This is a genomic window from Lysobacter sp. F60174L2 (genome assembly GCF_052547135.1).
In genome coordinates this window covers 523,201-538,880 of record NZ_JBQWRA010000003.1, presented here as the reverse complement: position 1 = coordinate 538,880, position 15,680 = coordinate 523,201, and the positions used below count along the sequence as shown (strand labels likewise).

Annotated in this window: 20 protein-coding genes; 11 read left to right on the top strand and 9 right to left on the bottom strand. The window is 68.1% G+C overall.

Features of this window, described 5'->3' with window-relative positions:
• Positions 1-6: 6 nt before the first annotated feature.
• From ACT9AS_RS11475 to ACT9AS_RS11460, 4 genes are read right to left on the bottom strand one after another with little or no spacing between them, the layout of a single operon-like run.
• Positions 7-495 carry an arsinothricin resistance N-acetyltransferase ArsN1 family B gene (locus ACT9AS_RS11475; protein WP_445100256.1) on the bottom strand — a complete coding sequence of 163 codons (489 nt, stop codon included), beginning with the start codon at positions 493-495 and terminating at the stop codon, positions 7-9.
• The gene (gene arsB / locus ACT9AS_RS11470; protein ID WP_445100255.1) at positions 492-1,613 is read right to left on the bottom strand and encodes an ACR3 family arsenite efflux transporter; all 1,122 of its coding nucleotides are present in this window, start codon (positions 1,611-1,613) and stop codon (positions 492-494) included. The genes ACT9AS_RS11475 and arsB overlap by 4 nt, the downstream gene beginning before the upstream one ends.
• Positions 1,606-2,118 (bottom strand): arsenate reductase/protein-tyrosine-phosphatase family protein, encoded by a 513-nt coding sequence (locus ACT9AS_RS11465; RefSeq protein ID WP_445100254.1) that lies wholly within the window; start codon positions 2,116-2,118, stop codon positions 1,606-1,608. The genes arsB and ACT9AS_RS11465 overlap by 8 nt, the downstream gene beginning before the upstream one ends.
• On the bottom strand, positions 2,115-2,447 hold the full coding sequence (locus ACT9AS_RS11460; protein WP_445100253.1) for a metalloregulator ArsR/SmtB family transcription factor: 333 nt from the start codon (positions 2,445-2,447) through the stop codon (positions 2,115-2,117). Before ACT9AS_RS11460 ends, ACT9AS_RS11465 begins: the two co-directional genes overlap by 4 nt.
• A 43-nt stretch (positions 2,448-2,490) precedes the next feature.
• On the opposite strand from ACT9AS_RS11460, the gene arsH reads away from it, so the two are divergent.
• Entirely contained in the window at positions 2,491-3,213 is a 723-nt protein-coding gene (arsH, locus tag ACT9AS_RS11455) for an arsenical resistance protein ArsH (protein ID WP_445100368.1), read from the top strand.
• 55 nt (positions 3,214-3,268) lie between these two features.
• Here arsH and ACT9AS_RS11450 read toward each other — a convergent pair whose 3' ends face one another.
• The 5 genes from ACT9AS_RS11450 to ACT9AS_RS11430 form a co-directional block, all read right to left on the bottom strand.
• Positions 3,269-3,880, bottom strand: coding sequence for a COG4315 family predicted lipoprotein (locus ACT9AS_RS11450; RefSeq protein WP_445100252.1), 612 nt, complete (start codon positions 3,878-3,880; stop codon positions 3,269-3,271).
• The gene (locus ACT9AS_RS11445) at positions 3,877-4,215 is read right to left on the bottom strand and encodes a thioredoxin domain-containing protein (protein WP_445100251.1); all 339 of its coding nucleotides are present in this window, start codon (positions 4,213-4,215) and stop codon (positions 3,877-3,879) included. Before ACT9AS_RS11445 ends, ACT9AS_RS11450 begins: the two co-directional genes overlap by 4 nt.
• A 288-nt stretch (positions 4,216-4,503) precedes the next feature.
• Complete coding sequence (locus ACT9AS_RS11440; RefSeq protein WP_445100250.1) at positions 4,504-5,301, bottom strand: amidohydrolase; 798 nt, start codon at positions 5,299-5,301, stop codon at positions 4,504-4,506.
• A 66-nt stretch (positions 5,302-5,367) separates the two neighbouring features.
• Positions 5,368-6,624 carry a serine hydrolase gene (locus tag ACT9AS_RS11435; RefSeq protein WP_445100249.1) on the bottom strand — a complete coding sequence of 419 codons (1,257 nt, stop codon included), beginning with the start codon at positions 6,622-6,624 and terminating at the stop codon, positions 5,368-5,370.
• A gap of 266 nt (positions 6,625-6,890) precedes the next feature.
• Entirely contained in the window at positions 6,891-8,039 is a 1,149-nt protein-coding gene (locus ACT9AS_RS11430) for a methionine aminotransferase (protein WP_445100248.1), read from the bottom strand.
• A gap of 115 nt (positions 8,040-8,154) precedes the next feature.
• Between ACT9AS_RS11430 and ACT9AS_RS11425 the strand changes: the two genes are divergently transcribed.
• The 10 genes from ACT9AS_RS11425 (at position 8,155) to ACT9AS_RS11380 (ending at position 15,677) form a co-directional block, all read left to right on the top strand.
• A complete protein-coding gene (locus tag ACT9AS_RS11425) occupies positions 8,155-8,652 on the top strand; it encodes a DUF3293 domain-containing protein (protein ID WP_445100247.1) in 498 nt (165 codons plus the stop codon).
• A 51-nt stretch (positions 8,653-8,703) separates the two neighbouring features.
• On the top strand, positions 8,704-9,363 hold the full coding sequence (ccmA, locus tag ACT9AS_RS11420; RefSeq protein WP_445100246.1) for a heme ABC exporter ATP-binding protein CcmA: 660 nt from the start codon (positions 8,704-8,706) through the stop codon (positions 9,361-9,363).
• On the top strand, positions 9,360-10,049 hold the full coding sequence (ccmB, locus tag ACT9AS_RS11415) for a heme exporter protein CcmB (RefSeq protein WP_445100245.1): 690 nt from the start codon (positions 9,360-9,362) through the stop codon (positions 10,047-10,049). Before ccmA ends, ccmB begins: the two co-directional genes overlap by 4 nt.
• A 74-nt stretch (positions 10,050-10,123) precedes the next feature.
• Positions 10,124-10,882, top strand: a complete 759-nt coding sequence (gene ccmC, locus ACT9AS_RS11410; protein ID WP_445100244.1) for a heme ABC transporter permease CcmC — start codon at positions 10,124-10,126, stop codon at positions 10,880-10,882.
• A complete protein-coding gene (gene ccmD / locus ACT9AS_RS11405; RefSeq protein WP_445100243.1) occupies positions 10,879-11,052 on the top strand; it encodes a heme exporter protein CcmD in 174 nt (57 codons plus the stop codon). The genes ccmC and ccmD overlap by 4 nt, the downstream gene beginning before the upstream one ends.
• A complete protein-coding gene (gene ccmE / locus ACT9AS_RS11400; RefSeq protein WP_445100242.1) occupies positions 11,049-11,534 on the top strand; it encodes a cytochrome c maturation protein CcmE in 486 nt (161 codons plus the stop codon). The genes ccmD and ccmE overlap by 4 nt, the downstream gene beginning before the upstream one ends.
• 147 nt (positions 11,535-11,681) lie before the next feature.
• On the top strand, positions 11,682-13,616 hold the full coding sequence (locus tag ACT9AS_RS11395) for a heme lyase CcmF/NrfE family subunit (RefSeq protein ID WP_445100241.1): 1,935 nt from the start codon (positions 11,682-11,684) through the stop codon (positions 13,614-13,616).
• Positions 13,613-14,170 carry a DsbE family thiol:disulfide interchange protein gene (locus ACT9AS_RS11390; protein ID WP_445100240.1) on the top strand — a complete coding sequence of 186 codons (558 nt, stop codon included), beginning with the start codon at positions 13,613-13,615 and terminating at the stop codon, positions 14,168-14,170. Before ACT9AS_RS11395 ends, ACT9AS_RS11390 begins: the two co-directional genes overlap by 4 nt.
• An 80-nt stretch (positions 14,171-14,250) precedes the next feature.
• Positions 14,251-14,673 (top strand): cytochrome c-type biogenesis protein CcmH, encoded by a 423-nt coding sequence (locus ACT9AS_RS11385; RefSeq protein ID WP_445100367.1) that lies wholly within the window; start codon positions 14,251-14,253, stop codon positions 14,671-14,673.
• Complete coding sequence (locus ACT9AS_RS11380) at positions 14,673-15,677, top strand: c-type cytochrome biogenesis protein CcmI/CycH (RefSeq protein ID WP_445100239.1); 1,005 nt, start codon at positions 14,673-14,675, stop codon at positions 15,675-15,677. Before ACT9AS_RS11385 ends, ACT9AS_RS11380 begins: the two co-directional genes overlap by 1 nt.
• The last annotated feature ends 3 nt before the right edge of the window (positions 15,678-15,680 follow it).

Sequence of the window (15,680 nt, the reverse complement as noted above, 5' to 3'; positions counted from 1 at the left end):
GACGGATCAGAACGTGAGTTGCCAGTAACCGACGTCGACCCAGCGGCCGAACTTGAAGCCGACTTCCTCGAACTGCCCCACCTTGCGGAAACCGAGCTTCTCGTGCAGTGCGATGCTGGCCGGGTTGGGCAACGCGATACCGCCGATCGCCACGTGCATGCCGGTTTCGCGCAACGTCGCGAGCAGTCGCTCGTAGAGTTGCCTGCCCAGGCCCCGCCCATGCACCGCCGCGTCCAGATAGACCGTCGTTTCCACCGCGAAACGATAGGCGCAGCGTCCCTTCCACTTGCTTGCATAGGCGTGGCCAAGCACTAACCCGGCATCGTCTTCCGCTACCAGCCATGGCAGGCCTGCGGCCTGGACCTCGGCGATACGCACGGCCATCTCCGTTTTCGACACCGCCGTTTCCTCGAACGTCACTGTGGTGTCGAGCACGTACTGGTTATAGATCCTCGCCAGTGCAGCGGCGTCACTTGGCGTTGCATCGCGAATCATGGCTCGCTCCCTGTTCGGGCCACTTCCGGCAAGGTTGTCCGGACTTGGGCACCCGCTTCATACCACCCCTTGCTGCGGTTGACGATGCGCACCACCGACAGCATCACCGGCACTTCGATCAACACTCCGACCACGGTCGCCAGCGCCGCGCCGGAGTGCACCCCGAACAGGCTGACCGCCGCGGCCACCGCCAGTTCGAAGAAGTTGCTGGCACCGATCAGCGCCGACGGACCGGCCACGCAGTGGGCGACGCCGAAGCGGCGGTTAAGCAGGTAGGCCAGTCCGGAGTTGAAGTAGACCTGGATCAGGATCGGCACCGCCAGCAGCGCGATTACCAGCGGCTGGTCGATGATCTGCCGGCCCTGGAAGCCGAACAGCAGCACCAGCGTCAACAGCAGCGCGGCCAGCGACAGCGGCCCCAGCCGCGCCAGCCAGCGCTCCAGCAGCGCCGGCCCGCCGCGCGCGACGATCAGTTTGCGCGCGACCACCGCGATGACCACCGGCACCACGATGTACAGCGCGACCGACAGCGCCAGCGTGTCCCACGGCACGGTGATCGCCGATATCCCGAGCAGCAGCGCCACCAGCGGCGCGAACGCGAACACCATGATCGCGTCGTTGATCGCCACCTGGCTGAGGGTGAAATTCGGCTCGCCGTCGCACAGGTTGCTCCACACGAACACCATCGCAGTGCACGGCGCCGCCGCCAGCAGGATCAGGCCGGCGATGTAGGAATCCACCTGCCCGGCCGGCAGCCACGGCGCGAACACGTGGCGCAGGAAGACCCACGCCAGCAGCGCCATCGAAAAGGGCTTGACCGCCCAGTTGATGAAGAGCGTCACCCCGATGCCCTTCCAGTGCCGCCCGACCTGCCCCATCGCGCCGAAGTCGATCTTCAGCAGCATCGGGATGATCATCAGCCAGATCAGCACCGCGACCGGCAGGTTGACCTTGGCCACCTCCATCGCGCCGAGCGCGGCGAAGCTGCCGGGCAGGAAGTGGCCGAGCGCGGTGCCGACCACGATGCACAGCGCCACCCACAAGGTCAGGTAGCGCTCGAAGAAGCCGATGCCGGGGCGCGATTGCGCCGGGGATGCATAGGCGACCGCCTCAGACATGCTCGCCATCCTCCGATTCGATGAACCCGATCTTGTCCAGCGCCTGCTTCAGCGCCTCGCGGTCGCTCCACTTGTCCGGCGCGAGGGTCAGGAATGCCATCAGCCGCTTGCGGATCACCGCATGGGCCTCGGCGAACGCCGCGCGCTTGTCGTCGTCGCTACCCTCCACCGCCGCCGGGTCCGGCAGGCCCCAGTGGGTGCGCACGAAATCCCCGAAGAATACCGGGCAGGTCTCCGCCGCGGCGCTGTCGCAGACCGTCACCACCACGTCGATAGTCGGCGCGTCGTCACCGGAAAACTCGTCCCACGATTTGCTGCGCAGGCCGGAGGTCGCGATGCCCTCGGCCGCCAACTGTTCCAGCGCGAACGGATTGACCTTGCCGGTGGGCTGGCTGCCCGCACTGAAGGCCTCGAAGCGCCCGCCACCCCAGGCGCGCAGGGTCGCCTCGGCCAGCACGCTGCGGGCGGAATTGCCGGTACACAGGAACAGCACTCGATGGTTCATGCGGGTTTTCCCTTGGTGGTCGGAGCTACGCAATCGGCCGAGGACGACCCCGCACAGCAGTTGTGGGTCAGGAAACCGATCAACGCGTTCATCGCGCCGAAATCGGCGCGGTAGCAGACGTAGCGTCCCTGCGACTCGCCATGCACCAGCCCCGCCGCCGACAGTTCCTTTAGGTGGAACGACAGCGTCGCCGGCGGCACCGCCAGCGCCTCTGCGATGTCGCCAGCCATGCGTCCGGCCGGCCCGGCCTCCACCAGCAGCCGGAACACCGACAGCCGGGTGTTGTGGCCCAGCGCGGTCAAGGCGTGTATTGCGTCATTCATTTCCATTTTTATAGAATAATCAAATCAAATGACCGCAAGCAAGCCCGCCATGACCTTCGACGACCTCCCCAACGTCAGTCCCGACGCCATCGATTTCCCCCGCCTCGACAAGCTCGGCTTGCCCACCGAGGCCCGCCACGCCCCGCGCATCCTGATCCTGTACGGCTCGCTGCGGCCGCAGTCCTACAGCCGCAAGCTGGCGCTGGAGGCCGAGCGCATTCTGCAACGCTTCGGCGCCGAGACCCGGGTGTTCGACCCGCACGATCTGCCGCTGCTCGACAGCGTCGACAAGCAGCATCCAAAGGTCCGCGAGCTGCGCGAACTGTCGCAGTGGTCCGAGGGACAGGTCTGGGTCAGCCCCGAGCGCCATGGCGCGGTCACCGGTGTGTTCAAGAACCAGATCGACTGGCTGCCGCTGGAAGACGGCAGCGTGCGCCCGACCCAGGGCCGCACCCTCGCGGTGATGCAGGTCTGCGGCGGCTCGCAGTCATTCAACGTGGTCAACAGCCTGCGCCTGCTCGGTCGCTGGATGCGGATGGTGACGATCCCCAACCAGTCGTCGGTGGCCAAGGCCTGGCAGGAGTTCGGTGACGACGGCCGGATGAAGCCCTCACCGTTCTACGACCGCGTGGTCGACGTGATGGAGGAGCTGGTGAAGTTCACCCTGCTGGTGCGCGGGCGCAGCGACTATCTGGTCGATCGCTACAGCGAACGCAAGGACGCAGCCGCTGCACGTACATTGACAAGGCAAGCCTCCGTCGCCGAGACGTGACTGATCGCCAGCGACGGTGATCAAGTGTTCTACGCCACATGCATCGTCAGTGGCGTCAGTCGCCAACCTCCTGCGTATCGGAGACATCAGGAGCATCACCGTCCCTTGGCAGCGCGCCAACCGGCTCTCCAATGGGCTGGCCCTGCGGTGTCAGCAGACTCCAGTGGCCCCAGTCGTCGCGGAGGTCGTGGCCGGCGGTGTCGCCCCGCGCCGTGTCGCCGGCGTAGTGGTACAGCGGGTGGCCGTTGTAGCTCATCTGCGCGGTGCCGTCGGCGCGGGTGACCACGCCGGCAAGGACCGGTGCCAGCCCTTCGCCGAGGTCCGGCTCACCGGTCGGCGCATAGACCGGCGCCCACTGCGTGAGGCAGTCGTCCGCGCAACCGCTGCCATCGGTATCGCCGGCCAGCATGTAGACCGCGCGGCGGTCGCTGTCGGCCACGAACGGTTCCGGCCCGCCGACCGACATGACCTGCAGGCTGTCGGAGGTCATCGTGCGCTGGGTCACCAGTGCGCCGCTGTCGGAGGTGATGGACGGAGTTTCGGCGCCTTCGGTAAGCATCGGCGGCCGGTCGGAACCGCCGCCGCAGGCCTGCATCAGCGGCACCGCCAGCAGGCTCGCCGCGAGGGCCGGGAAACTGGACCAGTGGTTTCGGCGTGACGGCTTCATGGGCTTTCCTCCGGGTCGACCAGGGCAAGGGCATCGTCAATGGACTGTTGTCCGGTTGGCCGTACCACCCGGGCGATCTCCTCACCGTCGCGCAGGAACACCAGGGTCGGCCACAGCTTGATGCGGTAGGACCGCCCGAGGCGCCGGCCGGGACCGTCCTCGACCTTGAGATGGCGCACGTTGCGGTGGCTGGCAAACGCGTCCGAAATCAGCGGTTGGGCGGCGGTGCAATGGCCGCACCAGTTGGTCCCGAACTCGAGCACCGTGGCGCCCGGCAATGCGTCGACGTCCTCCCTTGCGGGCGCGTCGGCGGTGTATTCGCGTTGCATGGCCAAGGTGCGCTCCTCCGGTCGCTCCGGTTCGGCCAAAGCCTAGCGCCACCCCCATGCACGAGGCGCGAAAGCCGCCGATCGTTCCGATCCAGAGCGGAAAAGACGCCACTACGCCCTTCCCGATGGAATCTTGATGAGGATTGCGCCGAGCGACTCGCGGCCGCTTGGAAGCAGCTATGCACTCGGATGCGGACCTATGTAGGAGCGACGTAAGTCGCGATTTCACGGCGAATCCGGGCATCAGTGAAATCGCGACTTACGTCGCTCCTACAACGAAGCATCCCGCCCCGATCAGGAAATCCGGAACGCATCCCCGTCGAGCATCGCCGGGAACTTCTGGCGGTGCCGCGCCAGCTCGGAACCCAGCAGCGTGTTGGTCACGACGACTTCCTCGTCGGTGCATTCGGTCACCGGATGACCAAGGAAATCGATCACCGCGCTGTCGCCGCTGTAGTGGATGCCGTTGCCGTCGGTGCCCACGCGGTTGAGGCCGGCGACGTAGCACAGGTTCTCGATCGCCCTCGCGCGCAGCAACGTCTTCCACGGGTAGGCGCGCGCGGCGGGCCAGTTGGCGACGTACAGCGCGAGATCGTAGTCGAGTTCGCCGGGGCGCTCGACATCGAAGCGGTTGCGCGAATACACCGGGAAGCGCAGGTCGTAGCAGACCAGCGGGCAGATCCGCCACCCCTTCCAGTCGACCGTCAGTCGCTCGCGGCCGGCGGCATAGCGCTCGTGTTCATGCGCGTAGCGGAACAGGTGGCGCTTGTCGTAATGCCGCACGTCGCCGTCGGGGGTGACGAACAGCATCCGGTTGAACACCTTGTCGGCGTCGCGGATCTGCACGCTGCCGGTGATCGCCGCCTCGAGCGCGGCGGCCTGTTCGCGCATCCAGGCGACGGTCGGGCCGTCCATGGTCTCGGCGTTGTCGATGGCGTCGTTGCTGAAGCCGCTGGTGAAGGTCTCCGGCAGCAGCACCAGGTCGGTGGTGCCGTGCAGCGGCGCGATCAAATCGCCGTAGTACTCGCGGTTGCCGGCCGGGTCGTGCCAGAGGGTGGCGCCTTGCACGAGGGAGATGCGGAGGTTGTTCATGGGTGGTTTTTCATGCGGTTTGGCCCACTGTAAACCAGCCTCCCGCGCACGGCGTCCGCGGGCAACTCAGGGCACGTCGGCAGTCGACGCGGACGCCAGATCACCCATCGCGACGGCCAGCTCGATCACGCGTTCGGTGAAGTCGCCGTAGCCGTCGGTTTCAGGCTGCTGCCCATCGTTGGCGGGCGCCTCGACCTGGCGTACCGCGACCAGGCCAGCCGATGGAACAACCACGATGTACTGACCCAGGTAACCCTGCGCTTCATAGGCGGCGACGGGGCCGCGGTCGATCTTGAACAACCGGTAGGGGCCGATCCTGTGCTCGCCGACCAGCTCGTCGCGGACCCTCGACACATCCTCGCCCAGTCGTTCGGACAGGCCCGCCATCAGTGCATCCGGCCCATCGAACCGCGCGCCCGCCAGTGCCCGCCCGAGGGTCTGCACCAGATCCTCCGAAACACCCCGCTCGCGCAGCATCGCAAGGCTGCCGGGGTCGAAACTGAAATGCATCCAGGCCGGGCGCAGCCACCAGAGCAATCCGCTCGACGGGTCCACCCCCTGCCCCGGGGACAGCATCGTGTCGATGTAGGTCGCGGGTACCAGTTGCCTGCCCTGCCGGTTCCCGCGCTGGAGCACCAGTTGGCCGATCCTTGCCGCATCGGCGGCGGTCAGTGGCAGGCCGGCCATCGCGTAGGGATTGCCGACCTCGTCCTTGTCCCAGGGGCCAGGCGCCACGTCGAGCTCGGCGAACAGGCCGTCGCGGAAGAACACGTCCATCGGCTTGCCGGATGCTTTCTCGATGATGCCGGCAAGCAGGTTGGTCGCCTTGTTGTTGTAGGCGAACCCCTCGCCCGGCGCATGCTCGAGTTCCGCGGCGAGCGCCAGCTGGACGGCATCGGGCGCGGGATAGATTTCGGCCGGCGCCATCGCCACGTTCTGCAGGCCCGAGGTGTGGTCGAGCAGCATGCGGACGGTGATGTCGCGTTTTTGCCCCTGCCTCCACTCGGGATAGAAATCGGCCACCGGCTGGTCCAGCGACTTGATGCGTCCCTGCCCGATCAACTGGCCGATGCCGAGCGCGACCACAGACTTGGTCGCCGACATCAACTCGATCGGCCCTGGCGGCGTGCCGCCGGAGTAGTAGTGGCCGAGTTCCTTGCCGTCCTTCAGGACCAGTACCGCGTCGCTGTGGCTGTCGCGGCCACCGTCCAAAACGCGTTGCAGTGCCGCCCTGGCAGGCGGCGTGAGGTCGGCCGCGAGCGCGGGCAGCGCGAATGCGATTCCGAGAACGGCGATGACGAGCGTGGCGAAGCGATGCTGCATCGGGACGGTTCCGTGGTGATGTGTCGAAGCACGGTAGCGACGGTCTGCTCCTGGGGCATGTGCCGGTAGGGATCGAACTTCTGGCACGTGCTCCAGACATGCCGATGCGACCACACCTGTAGGAGCGACGTAAGTCGCGATCTCACGGCGAGATCGGGAAGAAAGACGATCGCGACGTGCGTTGTTCCGTGGGAAACGGGCTTTCCCGCAACGGAAAGCGTGATCGCGACTTACGTCGCTCCTACACAAGGCAAAAAAGCGCGCCCCTACAACTTCCGCAGGCGCTCGATCGCCTTGTCCAGCGTCGCCTCGCTCTTGGCAAAACACAGCCGCGCCAGCCGCTGGCCTTCAGGCGGGGTGCCATAGAACGGCGACAACGGAATCGCGACCACGCCATGCTCGACGGTCAGCCAACGGCAGAACGCGGCGTCGTCGAGATCGCTCACGCCGGAGTAATCGACCAGTTGGAAGTACCCGCCCGGCACCGGCAACGGCTTGAGCTTCGTCGTCAGCAACTGCTCGCGGAAACGGTCGCGCTTGTCCTGGTAGAACGCGCCCAGCGTCTCGTAATGCCCGGGCTCGGCGTCGATCATCTCGGCGAACGCGAACTGCGCCGGGGTGAACGTGCAGAAGGTGTTGTACTGGTGGACCTTGCGGAACTCGGCGCTCAACGCCGGCGGCGCGATGCAGTAGCCGACCTTCCAGCCGGTGCAGTGGTAGGTCTTGCCGAAACTTGAAATCACGAACGCGCGCTCGCGCAGCTCCGGGTAGCGCAACGCCGACTCATGGCGGGCACCGTCGAACACGATGTGCTCGTAGACCTCGTCCGACAGCAGGATGATGTCGGTGCCGCGCAGTAGCCGGGTCAACTGCTCGATGTCGTCGGCCGTGAACATCGCGCCCGACGGGTTATGCGGGGTGTTGGTCATCAACATCCGGGTCTTCGGCGTGATCGCCTGGCGCACCAAGTCCCAGTCGGGCGCGAAGGTGCGCGGGTCGAGCGGCACGTGCACGGCGATGCCCCCGGCCAGCTCGATCGCCGGCTCGTAGCAGTCGTAGCAGGGGTCGAGCACGATCACTTCGTCACCGGGGCGGATGACGGCATGCACCGCATCGAAGATCGCCTCGCTGGCGCCGGAGGTGACGGTGAGTTCGGCGTCGATGTCGGGCCGATGGCCGTAGCAGCGTTCGGTCTTGTTGGCGATGGCCTGCCGCAGCGGCGCCACGCCGTGCATCGGCGAATACTGGTTGTGGCCCTGCTTCATCGCGCCCGCCAACGCATCGACCAGCCGTGCGGGCACGTCGAAGTCCGGGAAACCCTGTCCCAGGTTGACCGCGCCGTGCTCGGCGGCCAACTGCGACATCACGGCGAAGATGGTGGTGCCGACCTTCGGCAGCTTGGTCTCGGGGGTCATGGCGTATCGCGGGCGTCTGTGGGCCGTCGAGTGTACGAAATCGCGCCGCTGCGATCCGCCTGTCGGCGCCGCCGGCAAAGTTGCATCGTCGCTGGAGCCGGCCGACACTGCGGCCATGCGTGAACTCCAGGTTGTCGACGCGACTGAACTGGCCGCTGCCTATGCCGCCGCGCATTACGCGGTGGTACTCGACGGCGACACGGTGCCGTTGCGGGTCGGCCATCCGGCCAGCGACCTGGAGGCCTACTGCCCGGCGCAGCGATACGTCTTCATCACCGCCTGGAATCCCGCCTCGGAGCCGCATTCCGACACCGCCAACGAAACCGCGGACGCACTGCTGGTCGCCCAGCTCGACGCCATCGGCGTGCAACGCCATGTCGCCTGGAGCGAATGCCCGGACGGCCAATGGCGCGAACCGGGCTGGCTGCTTGCCGACATCGATGGCCCGACCACCGGACTGCTGGCGCAGGAATTCGGCCAGGCAGCGGTGCTGGACTGGCAGCGCGGCCAACCGGTGCGCCTGCGGATGCTTGTGGAGCGCCCCGACGCACGCCCCCTGCCAGAGGCGGTCGCCGCATTCACCGATTGGGTGGATGACGTTGTCACTGCGTAAAATGAAGGTTTCGTGGTCCCCGGGACCGCGGCTCTCCATCGCCTGGCCACCATGACCCCACCCGATCGCCCCGCCCCGCCGCTGCTGCAAGCCCGCGGCCTGCGCTTCGCACGCAATGACGAACCGGTCTTCGGCCCGCTCGACTTCAGTGTCGATGCCGGCGAGGCGTTGCTGGTGCAGGGCGACAACGGTGCGGGCAAGACCACCCTGCTGCGGGTACTGGCCGGGCTGCTGCGCGCGGACGGTGGCGAGATCGATATCGATGGCGAACGTACGCATGCCGCGCGCCGCGCACGGGCCATCGCCTACCTCGGCCACCTGCCGGGCCTGAAGGCGGACCTGAGCGCGCTGGAGAACCTGGACTTCCTGTGCGGCCTGCAGGGGCGTCGCCGCGCCCAGTTGCCCGGACACGCCATGGCGATCGTCGGCCTGTCCGGCTACGAGGACGCGCTGGCGCGGCAGTTGTCGGCGGGCCAGAAGAAGCGCCTGTCGCTGGCCCGGCTGTGGCTGTCGCCGGCGCCGCTGTGGCTGCTCGACGAGCCCTACGCCAACCTCGACCTGACCGGCATCGAGCTGGTCAACCGGATGGTGCAGGCGCATTTGCGCTCCGGTGGCGCGGCACTGGTGACCACCCACGGCGCCTACGCCGCGCCGCCAGTCCGGACGCGCCTGCTGGTGATGCAGCGGCCGGGCCTCGAGGCGGCGGCATGAGCGCCTCCGCGCCGACCCTGGCCGGTGCCGCCCGGGCCTTGATGCTGCGTGACCTGCGCCTGCTCTGGCGCCGCCGTGGCGATGCGCTGCAGCCGGCACTGTTCGCGGTGCTGGTGGTGACCCTGTTCGCGCTGGCGCTCGGCGGCGAAGCCGATGCCCTGGCCGGGGTCGCCGGTGCCGTGCTGTGGTTGGCGGTGCTGCTGGCCGGCCTGCTGGCGCTGGATACGCTGTTCCGCGGCGACGCCGAGGACGGCTCGCTGGAGCAGTGGATGCTGGCGCCGGTGCCGCTGGGCTGGCTGGTCGCTGTACGCACGTTCATGCACTGGGCCACGACCGCGCTGCCGCTGCTGGTCGCAACCCCGTTCCTGGCCGAGCTGATGCACCTGCCGCGCGGGCAGTTGCCGGTGCTGATGGCCTCGCTGGCGCTGGGCACGCCGCTGCTGAGCCTGCTGGGCGCGGTGGTGGCGGCGCTGACGGTCGGAATGAGGCGCTCCGGTATACTGGTGGCGTTGCTTGCGTTGCCCCTGTACGTGCCCGTGCTGGTGTTTGGCGCCGGTAGCGTGACCGCCTCGGCCCAGGGACTGGACCCCGTCGGCGCCTTGCTGTTGCTGGGCGCCGGGCTGGTGGTGGCGCTGGTGCTGGCCCCGCTGGCCGCCGCCGCGGCCATCCGCATCGCGCTGAACTGAAGCCGGTGCCGGATGCCGACCTTCGCGTGCCCCCACCCCGGCCCTCTCCCGCACGCGGGAGAGGGGGAAACCGTATGAATCCAATCGTCCGCTGGTTCCACAAACTCGGTTCGCCCCCCTACTTCGATCGCTTCGCCGCGCGCTGGGCGCCGTGGGCCTATCTGTTCGGCCTGCTGACGATGGCGTGGGGGCTGTACGGCGCGCTGTTCGTGGTGCCGGCCGACTACCAGCAGGGCGACAGCTTCCGCATCCTCTACATCCACGTGCCGAGCGCCTGGATGAGCCTGGCGGTGTTCGGGCTGATGGCGTTCTACGCCGCGATCGCGCTGGTCTGGCGGATCAAGCTGTGCGAGATCCTGGCAATGGCCTGCGCGCCGATCGGCGCCGGTTTCACCCTGATCACCCTGGTGACCGGGGCGATCTGGGGCAAGCCGATGTGGGGCACTTGGTGGGACTGGGACCCGCGGCTGACCACCGAGTTGATCCTGCTGTTCCTGTACCTGGGCGTGATCGGCCTGTACAACGCGATCGACGACCGCCGCGCCGCCGCGCGCGCCGCCGGGCTGTTGGCGATCGTCGGCGTGGTGCTGCTGCCGGTGATCCGCTACTCGGTGGTGTGGTGGAACTCGCTGCACCAGGGCCAGACCATCCGCCTGTTCGGCGAATCGTCGATGGCGCCGAGCATGCTGCCGCCGCTGCTGTGGATGGTGGTCGGCACCCATCTGTGGTTCATCGGCGCGCTGCTGATGCGCGCGCGCGCCGACAACCTGCGGCGCGAGTCCGGCAAGGCCTGGGTCGCGGAACTGGCCGCGCCGCCGGGGAAACGCCGATGAGCTACCAGAACTACGTCATCGCGGCCTATGCCGTGTTCGCGGTCGTGCTGGGCTGGGACTACATCTCCACCCGCCTGCAGATCCGCCGCGAGCTGGGCAACGCGCGCCGCCGCGCCGCGCGACACGCCGGCCGCTCCACCCCGAAATCCCCCGACGAGTTGACCCGATGAACCCGATCCGCCGACGCCGCCTGCTCTGGGTGGCCGCCCTCGTGGTCGCCGCCGCGATCGCCGCGACCCTGGTCGCGATGGCCCTGCAACGCAACGTCGCCTACCTGTACACGCCCAACGAGGTGATCAGCGGCGAGGCCGGCGCGGAGGTGAAGTCCGGCCAGGCCCGGTTCCGGCTCGGCGGAATGGTCGCCGAGGGTTCGATCGAGCGCATCGACGGCACCCTGGAATCGCACTTCACCGTCACCGACGGCGACGCGCTGATGCCGGTCACCTACACCGGCATCCTGCCCGACCTGTTCCGCGAGAAGCAGGCGGTGATCGCGACGGGGCGCATGGACGGCGACCGTTTCGTCGCCGAGGAAGTGCTGGCCAAGCACGACGAGACCTACATGCCCAAGGAAGTCGCCGACAAGATGGGCATGGCGCACCAGAAGCACGACGTCGAGGCGCCGGATGCGCCATCGGGGACGAATCCGTGATCGCTGTTTTTGCCCCCTCTCCTGCAACGCGGGAGAGGGTTGGGGTGAGGGCAGCTTTTGATGTTGCTGCTCCAAAAAGCAATCGCGCCTGCGGCGCTCACCCCCTCATCCCGGCCTTCTCCCGCAAGCGGGAGAAGGAGCCAAGTCATGCTGCCTGAACTCGGACAGGTCGCGCTGGTCCTGGCGCTGCTGCTCGCGGCGCTGCAGGCGGCATTGCCATTGGCCGGGGCGCAGCGCGGCATCGCACCGTGGATGGCGGTCGCCAGGCCCGCGGCCTATGCGCAGTTGCTGCTGGTCGGGCTGGCGTTCGCGATCCTCACCTACGGCTTCGTCAGCCAGGATTTCTCGCAGCGCTATGTCGCCGAGAACTCCAATTCGTTGTTGCCGATGGTCTACCGCTACACCGCGGTGTGGGGCGCGCATGAAGGCTCGCTGCTGCTGTGGGCGCTGGTGCTGGCGTTGTGGACGGCGGCGGTCGCGCGGTTCTCTCGGGCGCTGCCAATGACGGTGGTTGCGCGCGTGCTCGGGGTGATGGGCGTGGTCAGCGTCGGCTTCCTCGCGTTCCTGATCTTCACCAGCAACCCGTTCGAGCGACTGCTGCCGGCGGTGGTCGAGGGCCGCGACCTCAACCCGCTGCTGCAGGACCCGGGGATGATCATCCATCCGCCGATGCTGTATTTCGGTTACGTCGGGTTCTCGGTGCCGTTTGCGTTCGCGATCGCGGCGCTGCTCGACGGCAAGGTCGATGCGCGCTGGCTGCGCTGGACCCGACCGTGGACCAATGTCGCGTGGGCATTCCTGACGGTCGGCATCGCGCTGGGGTCGTGGTGGGCATATTACGAGCTGGGCTGGGGCGGCTGGTGGTTCTGGGACCCGGTCGAGAACGCCAGCTTCATGCCGTGGCTGGCCGGCGCCGCGCTGCTGCATTCGCAGGCGGTGACCGAAAAGCGCGGCTCGTTCCGCGGCTGGACCCTGCTGCTCGCGATCGCGACGTTCTCGCTGTCGCTTCTCGGCACGTTCCTGGTGCGCTCGGGCGTGCTGACCAGCGTGCACGCGTTCGCCGCCGACCCGACCCGCGGGCTGTTCATCCTGATCTTCCTCGGCATCATCATCGGCGGCTCGCTGCTGCTGTACGCGCTGCGCGCGCCGGGCGAGGACGACGGCAAGCCGTTCGAGCCAGCCTCGCGCGAAACCCTGCTGCTGGCCAACAACCTGCTGCTGTCGACCGCCTGCGCGATGGTCCTGCTCGGCACCCTGTACCCACTGCTGGCGGATGCGCTGGAACTGGGCAAGATCTCGGTCGGCCCGCCGTACTTCGCATTGCTGTTCACCCTGCTGATGGCGCCGCTGGTGTTGCTGCTGCCGTTCGGGCCGGTGACGCGCTGGCAGCGCGAGCAGGTCTCGAAGCCGCTGGCGATGCTGCTGCCGTGGGCCGGGCTGGCGCTGGCCGCCGGCGTGCTGGCGTTCTTCTTCGCCCCGCAGGGCCCCTGGAAAGTCGCGGCCGGCGTGGTCGGTGCGGTCTGGATCGGCGCCGGCACGTTGCGGTTCGTGTGGTCGCGGCTGCGCAGTTCTGGCGGTCGCCTCACCGCCGAAATGCTCGGCATGACCCTCGCCCACTTCGGTGTCGCGGTGTTCCTGGTCGGCGCACTGCTGGTCGAGGGACTCAATGTCCAGCGCGAGGTCGCGGTGAAGCCCGGCCAGACCATCGAAGTCGGCGAATATTCGTTCCGTTTCGATGGCGTCCAGCAACGCCAGGGACCGAACTACCGCGCCGACTACGGCACCGTGCAGGTGTTCGCCGACGGCGCGCCACTGGTATTGATGCATCCGGAAAAACGCGCCTACGCCAGCGGCGGCCAGGTACTCACCGAGGCGGAGATCGAGCGCGGCTTCACCCGCGACCTGTACGTCGCCCTCGGTGAGCCGCTCGGCGGCGGCGCCTGGGCGCTGCGCGTGCACATCAAGCCGTTCGTGCGCTGGATCTGGGCGGGTGCGCTGCTGATGATGCTCGGCGGCCTGGTCACCGCCACCGACCGCCGTTTCCGCCGCGTCGACACCGCCCGCAGGGAGCCCGCGAAATGAGCACGAACAAGTCTCCGATGATGCGCTGGCTGCCGCTGGTCGCGTTCGCCCTGCTCGCGCTGTTGCTGCTGGCCGGAGTGATCCTGAGCCGCGACGGCAACCGCGAGGCCCTGCCCTCGCCACTGATTGGCAAGCCCGCTCCGGCATTCGAGCTGCCGGTGCTGCACGAGGCCGGCCGGCTGGTCACCTCGCAGGAGCTGGCCGGCGAGCCCTACCTGCTCAACGTCTGGGGCAGCTGGTGTCCGGAGTGCCGGGTCGAGCACCCGGTCCTGACGAAGTTCGCCGAGTCCAAGCGCGTGCGCGTGATCGGCTACAACCTCAAGGACGAACACGCCGATGCGCTGAAATGGCTGGAGCAGTTCGGCAATCCCTACTGGCTGGTGCTGACCGACTACACCGGCGAGAACGCGATCGACTGGGGCATCTACGGCGCGCCGGAAACCTTCCTGGTCGACGCCGACGGCATCATCCGCTGGAAGCACGTCGGACCGATGAGCGAGGCGACCATCGAGCAGGAGTTACTGCCGGTACTGGCCGAGGTGGAGACGCGATGAATCTTGAGTCGCGTCGTGAAACCGCCGTTTCCGGGCAGGTCGCCGGCTTCCTGAAGCACCTCGCATTCGGCGTCGCACTGATGCTGGTGCTGGTCGTGCCGACCCTGGTGTTGGCCCAGGCCACCGATACCGTCGCGCCACCGCAGTTCACCGACCGCGCCGAGGCCAGGCGCTTCCACGCGCTGACCGAGGAACTGCGCTGCGTGAAGTGCCAGAACCAGTCGCTGGCCGACTCCAACGCGGCGATCGCCCAGGACCTGCGGCAGGAAGTGCTCGACCTGATGCGCCAGGGCAAGACCGACGCCGAGGTCAAACACTACCTGGTCGCGCGCTACGGCGAGTTCGTGCTGTACCGCCCGCGCGTGGAGCCGACCACTTGGCTGCTGTGGTTCGGGCCGGCAGCGGTGCTGCTGGTCGGTGGCTTCGTCGTCGCCGGCATCGTGCGCAAGCGCGGTGGCAACCGGCAAGCCGCCGCTGCCGTCGACGAAGACCAGGAGTGGTGATGACCGCGTTCGTGATCGCCAGCGCGCTGCTGGTCCTGCTGGTCCTCGCGTTCGTGTTGCGGCCGCTGTGGCGCGCGCGACCGGCGGCCGGTATCGGCGTACTCGTCGCCCTGGCGGTCACCACGGGCCTGGTCTATGCGCTGGTCGGCACCCCGCGCGCGCTCGATCCGGCCCAGCGCAAGGCGCCGGAAACGCTGTCCGAAGCAATCACTCAACTGCGTACCGAACTGGAACGCGACCCCAACCAGGTCGAAGGCTGGCGCCTGCTCGCCCGCGCCTACGATGCCGAGGGTCGCCTGCCCGAAGCGCGCGATGCCTATGCCCGCGCCGTGCAGCTGGCGCCGGACGAACCGGCTCTGCTGGCCGAGGCCGCCGAAGCCCGAGCCAAGGCCGCCGAGGGCCGCCGGTTCGACGCCGAAGCCATCTCGATGCTGCAACACGCACTGCAGGTCGAACCCATGCACCAGCGCGCCCGCTGGTTCCTCGGCATCGCCCAGCGCCAGGCCGGACAGGCGGCCGAAGCGGTCGCGACCTGGGAACCGCTGCTGGCCGCCGTCGATGCGAACACCGCGGCCAGCCTGCGCGAGCAGATCAACCTCGCCCGCGCCGACGCCGGGATGGAGCCGTTGCCAGCCGTCGCGGAGCCGGATGCCAATGCCGCCCGCATCACCGTCAGCGTCTCGCTCGACCCGGCGCTGGCGATGCAGTACCCCGACGGGGCTGTGGTGTTCGTGATCGCCCGCCAGCCCGACGGCCCGCCCATGCCGGTCGCGGCCGAGAAACTGCGCGCCACCGGCTTCCCGCTGACCGTCACCCTCGACGACAGCGACAGCCCGATGCCGACGCTGAAGCTGTCGCAGGTGGAACAGGTCGAGCTGGTAGCGCGCATCTCCGCCAGCGGCGACGCGACCGCGCAGCCGGGTGATTTCGAATCCGCCCCGGTGAGGGTCGACACCGGCCCGGACGCCACCGCGGCGCTGATGATCGACCACGTCATCGAATAGGAC

What these genes read in the sequence shown, in the direction of transcription:
- ACT9AS_RS11475 (WP_445100256.1), bottom strand. Translation starts at nt 495, where the DNA reads ATGATTCGCGATGCAACGCCAAGTGACGCCGCTGCACTGGCGAGGATC.
- arsB (WP_445100255.1), bottom strand. Translation starts at nt 1,613, where the DNA reads ATGTCTGAGGCGGTCGCCTATGCATCCCCGGCGCAATCGCGCCCCGGC.
- ACT9AS_RS11465 (WP_445100254.1), bottom strand. Translation starts at nt 2,118, where the DNA reads ATGAACCATCGAGTGCTGTTCCTGTGTACCGGCAATTCCGCCCGCAGC.
- ACT9AS_RS11460 (WP_445100253.1), bottom strand. Translation starts at nt 2,447, where the DNA reads ATGGAAATGAATGACGCAATACACGCCTTGACCGCGCTGGGCCACAAC.
- arsH (WP_445100368.1), top strand. Translation starts at nt 2,491, where the DNA reads ATGACCTTCGACGACCTCCCCAACGTCAGTCCCGACGCCATCGATTTC.
- ACT9AS_RS11450 (WP_445100252.1), bottom strand. Translation starts at nt 3,880, where the DNA reads ATGAAGCCGTCACGCCGAAACCACTGGTCCAGTTTCCCGGCCCTCGCG.
- ACT9AS_RS11440 (WP_445100250.1), bottom strand. Translation starts at nt 5,301, where the DNA reads ATGAACAACCTCCGCATCTCCCTCGTGCAAGGCGCCACCCTCTGGCAC.
- ACT9AS_RS11435 (WP_445100249.1), bottom strand. Translation starts at nt 6,624, where the DNA reads ATGCAGCATCGCTTCGCCACGCTCGTCATCGCCGTTCTCGGAATCGCA.
- ACT9AS_RS11430 (WP_445100248.1), bottom strand. Translation starts at nt 8,039, where the DNA reads ATGACCCCCGAGACCAAGCTGCCGAAGGTCGGCACCACCATCTTCGCC.
- ACT9AS_RS11425 (WP_445100247.1), top strand. Translation starts at nt 8,155, where the DNA reads ATGCGTGAACTCCAGGTTGTCGACGCGACTGAACTGGCCGCTGCCTAT.
- ccmA (WP_445100246.1), top strand. Translation starts at nt 8,704, where the DNA reads ATGACCCCACCCGATCGCCCCGCCCCGCCGCTGCTGCAAGCCCGCGGC.
- ccmB (WP_445100245.1), top strand. Translation starts at nt 9,360, where the DNA reads ATGAGCGCCTCCGCGCCGACCCTGGCCGGTGCCGCCCGGGCCTTGATG.
- ccmC (WP_445100244.1), top strand. Translation starts at nt 10,124, where the DNA reads ATGAATCCAATCGTCCGCTGGTTCCACAAACTCGGTTCGCCCCCCTAC.
- ccmD (WP_445100243.1), top strand. Translation starts at nt 10,879, where the DNA reads ATGAGCTACCAGAACTACGTCATCGCGGCCTATGCCGTGTTCGCGGTC.
- ccmE (WP_445100242.1), top strand. Translation starts at nt 11,049, where the DNA reads ATGAACCCGATCCGCCGACGCCGCCTGCTCTGGGTGGCCGCCCTCGTG.
- ACT9AS_RS11395 (WP_445100241.1), top strand. Translation starts at nt 11,682, where the DNA reads ATGCTGCCTGAACTCGGACAGGTCGCGCTGGTCCTGGCGCTGCTGCTC.
- ACT9AS_RS11390 (WP_445100240.1), top strand. Translation starts at nt 13,613, where the DNA reads ATGAGCACGAACAAGTCTCCGATGATGCGCTGGCTGCCGCTGGTCGCG.
- ACT9AS_RS11385 (WP_445100367.1), top strand. Translation starts at nt 14,251, where the DNA reads ATGCTGGTGCTGGTCGTGCCGACCCTGGTGTTGGCCCAGGCCACCGAT.
- ACT9AS_RS11380 (WP_445100239.1), top strand. Translation starts at nt 14,673, where the DNA reads ATGACCGCGTTCGTGATCGCCAGCGCGCTGCTGGTCCTGCTGGTCCTC.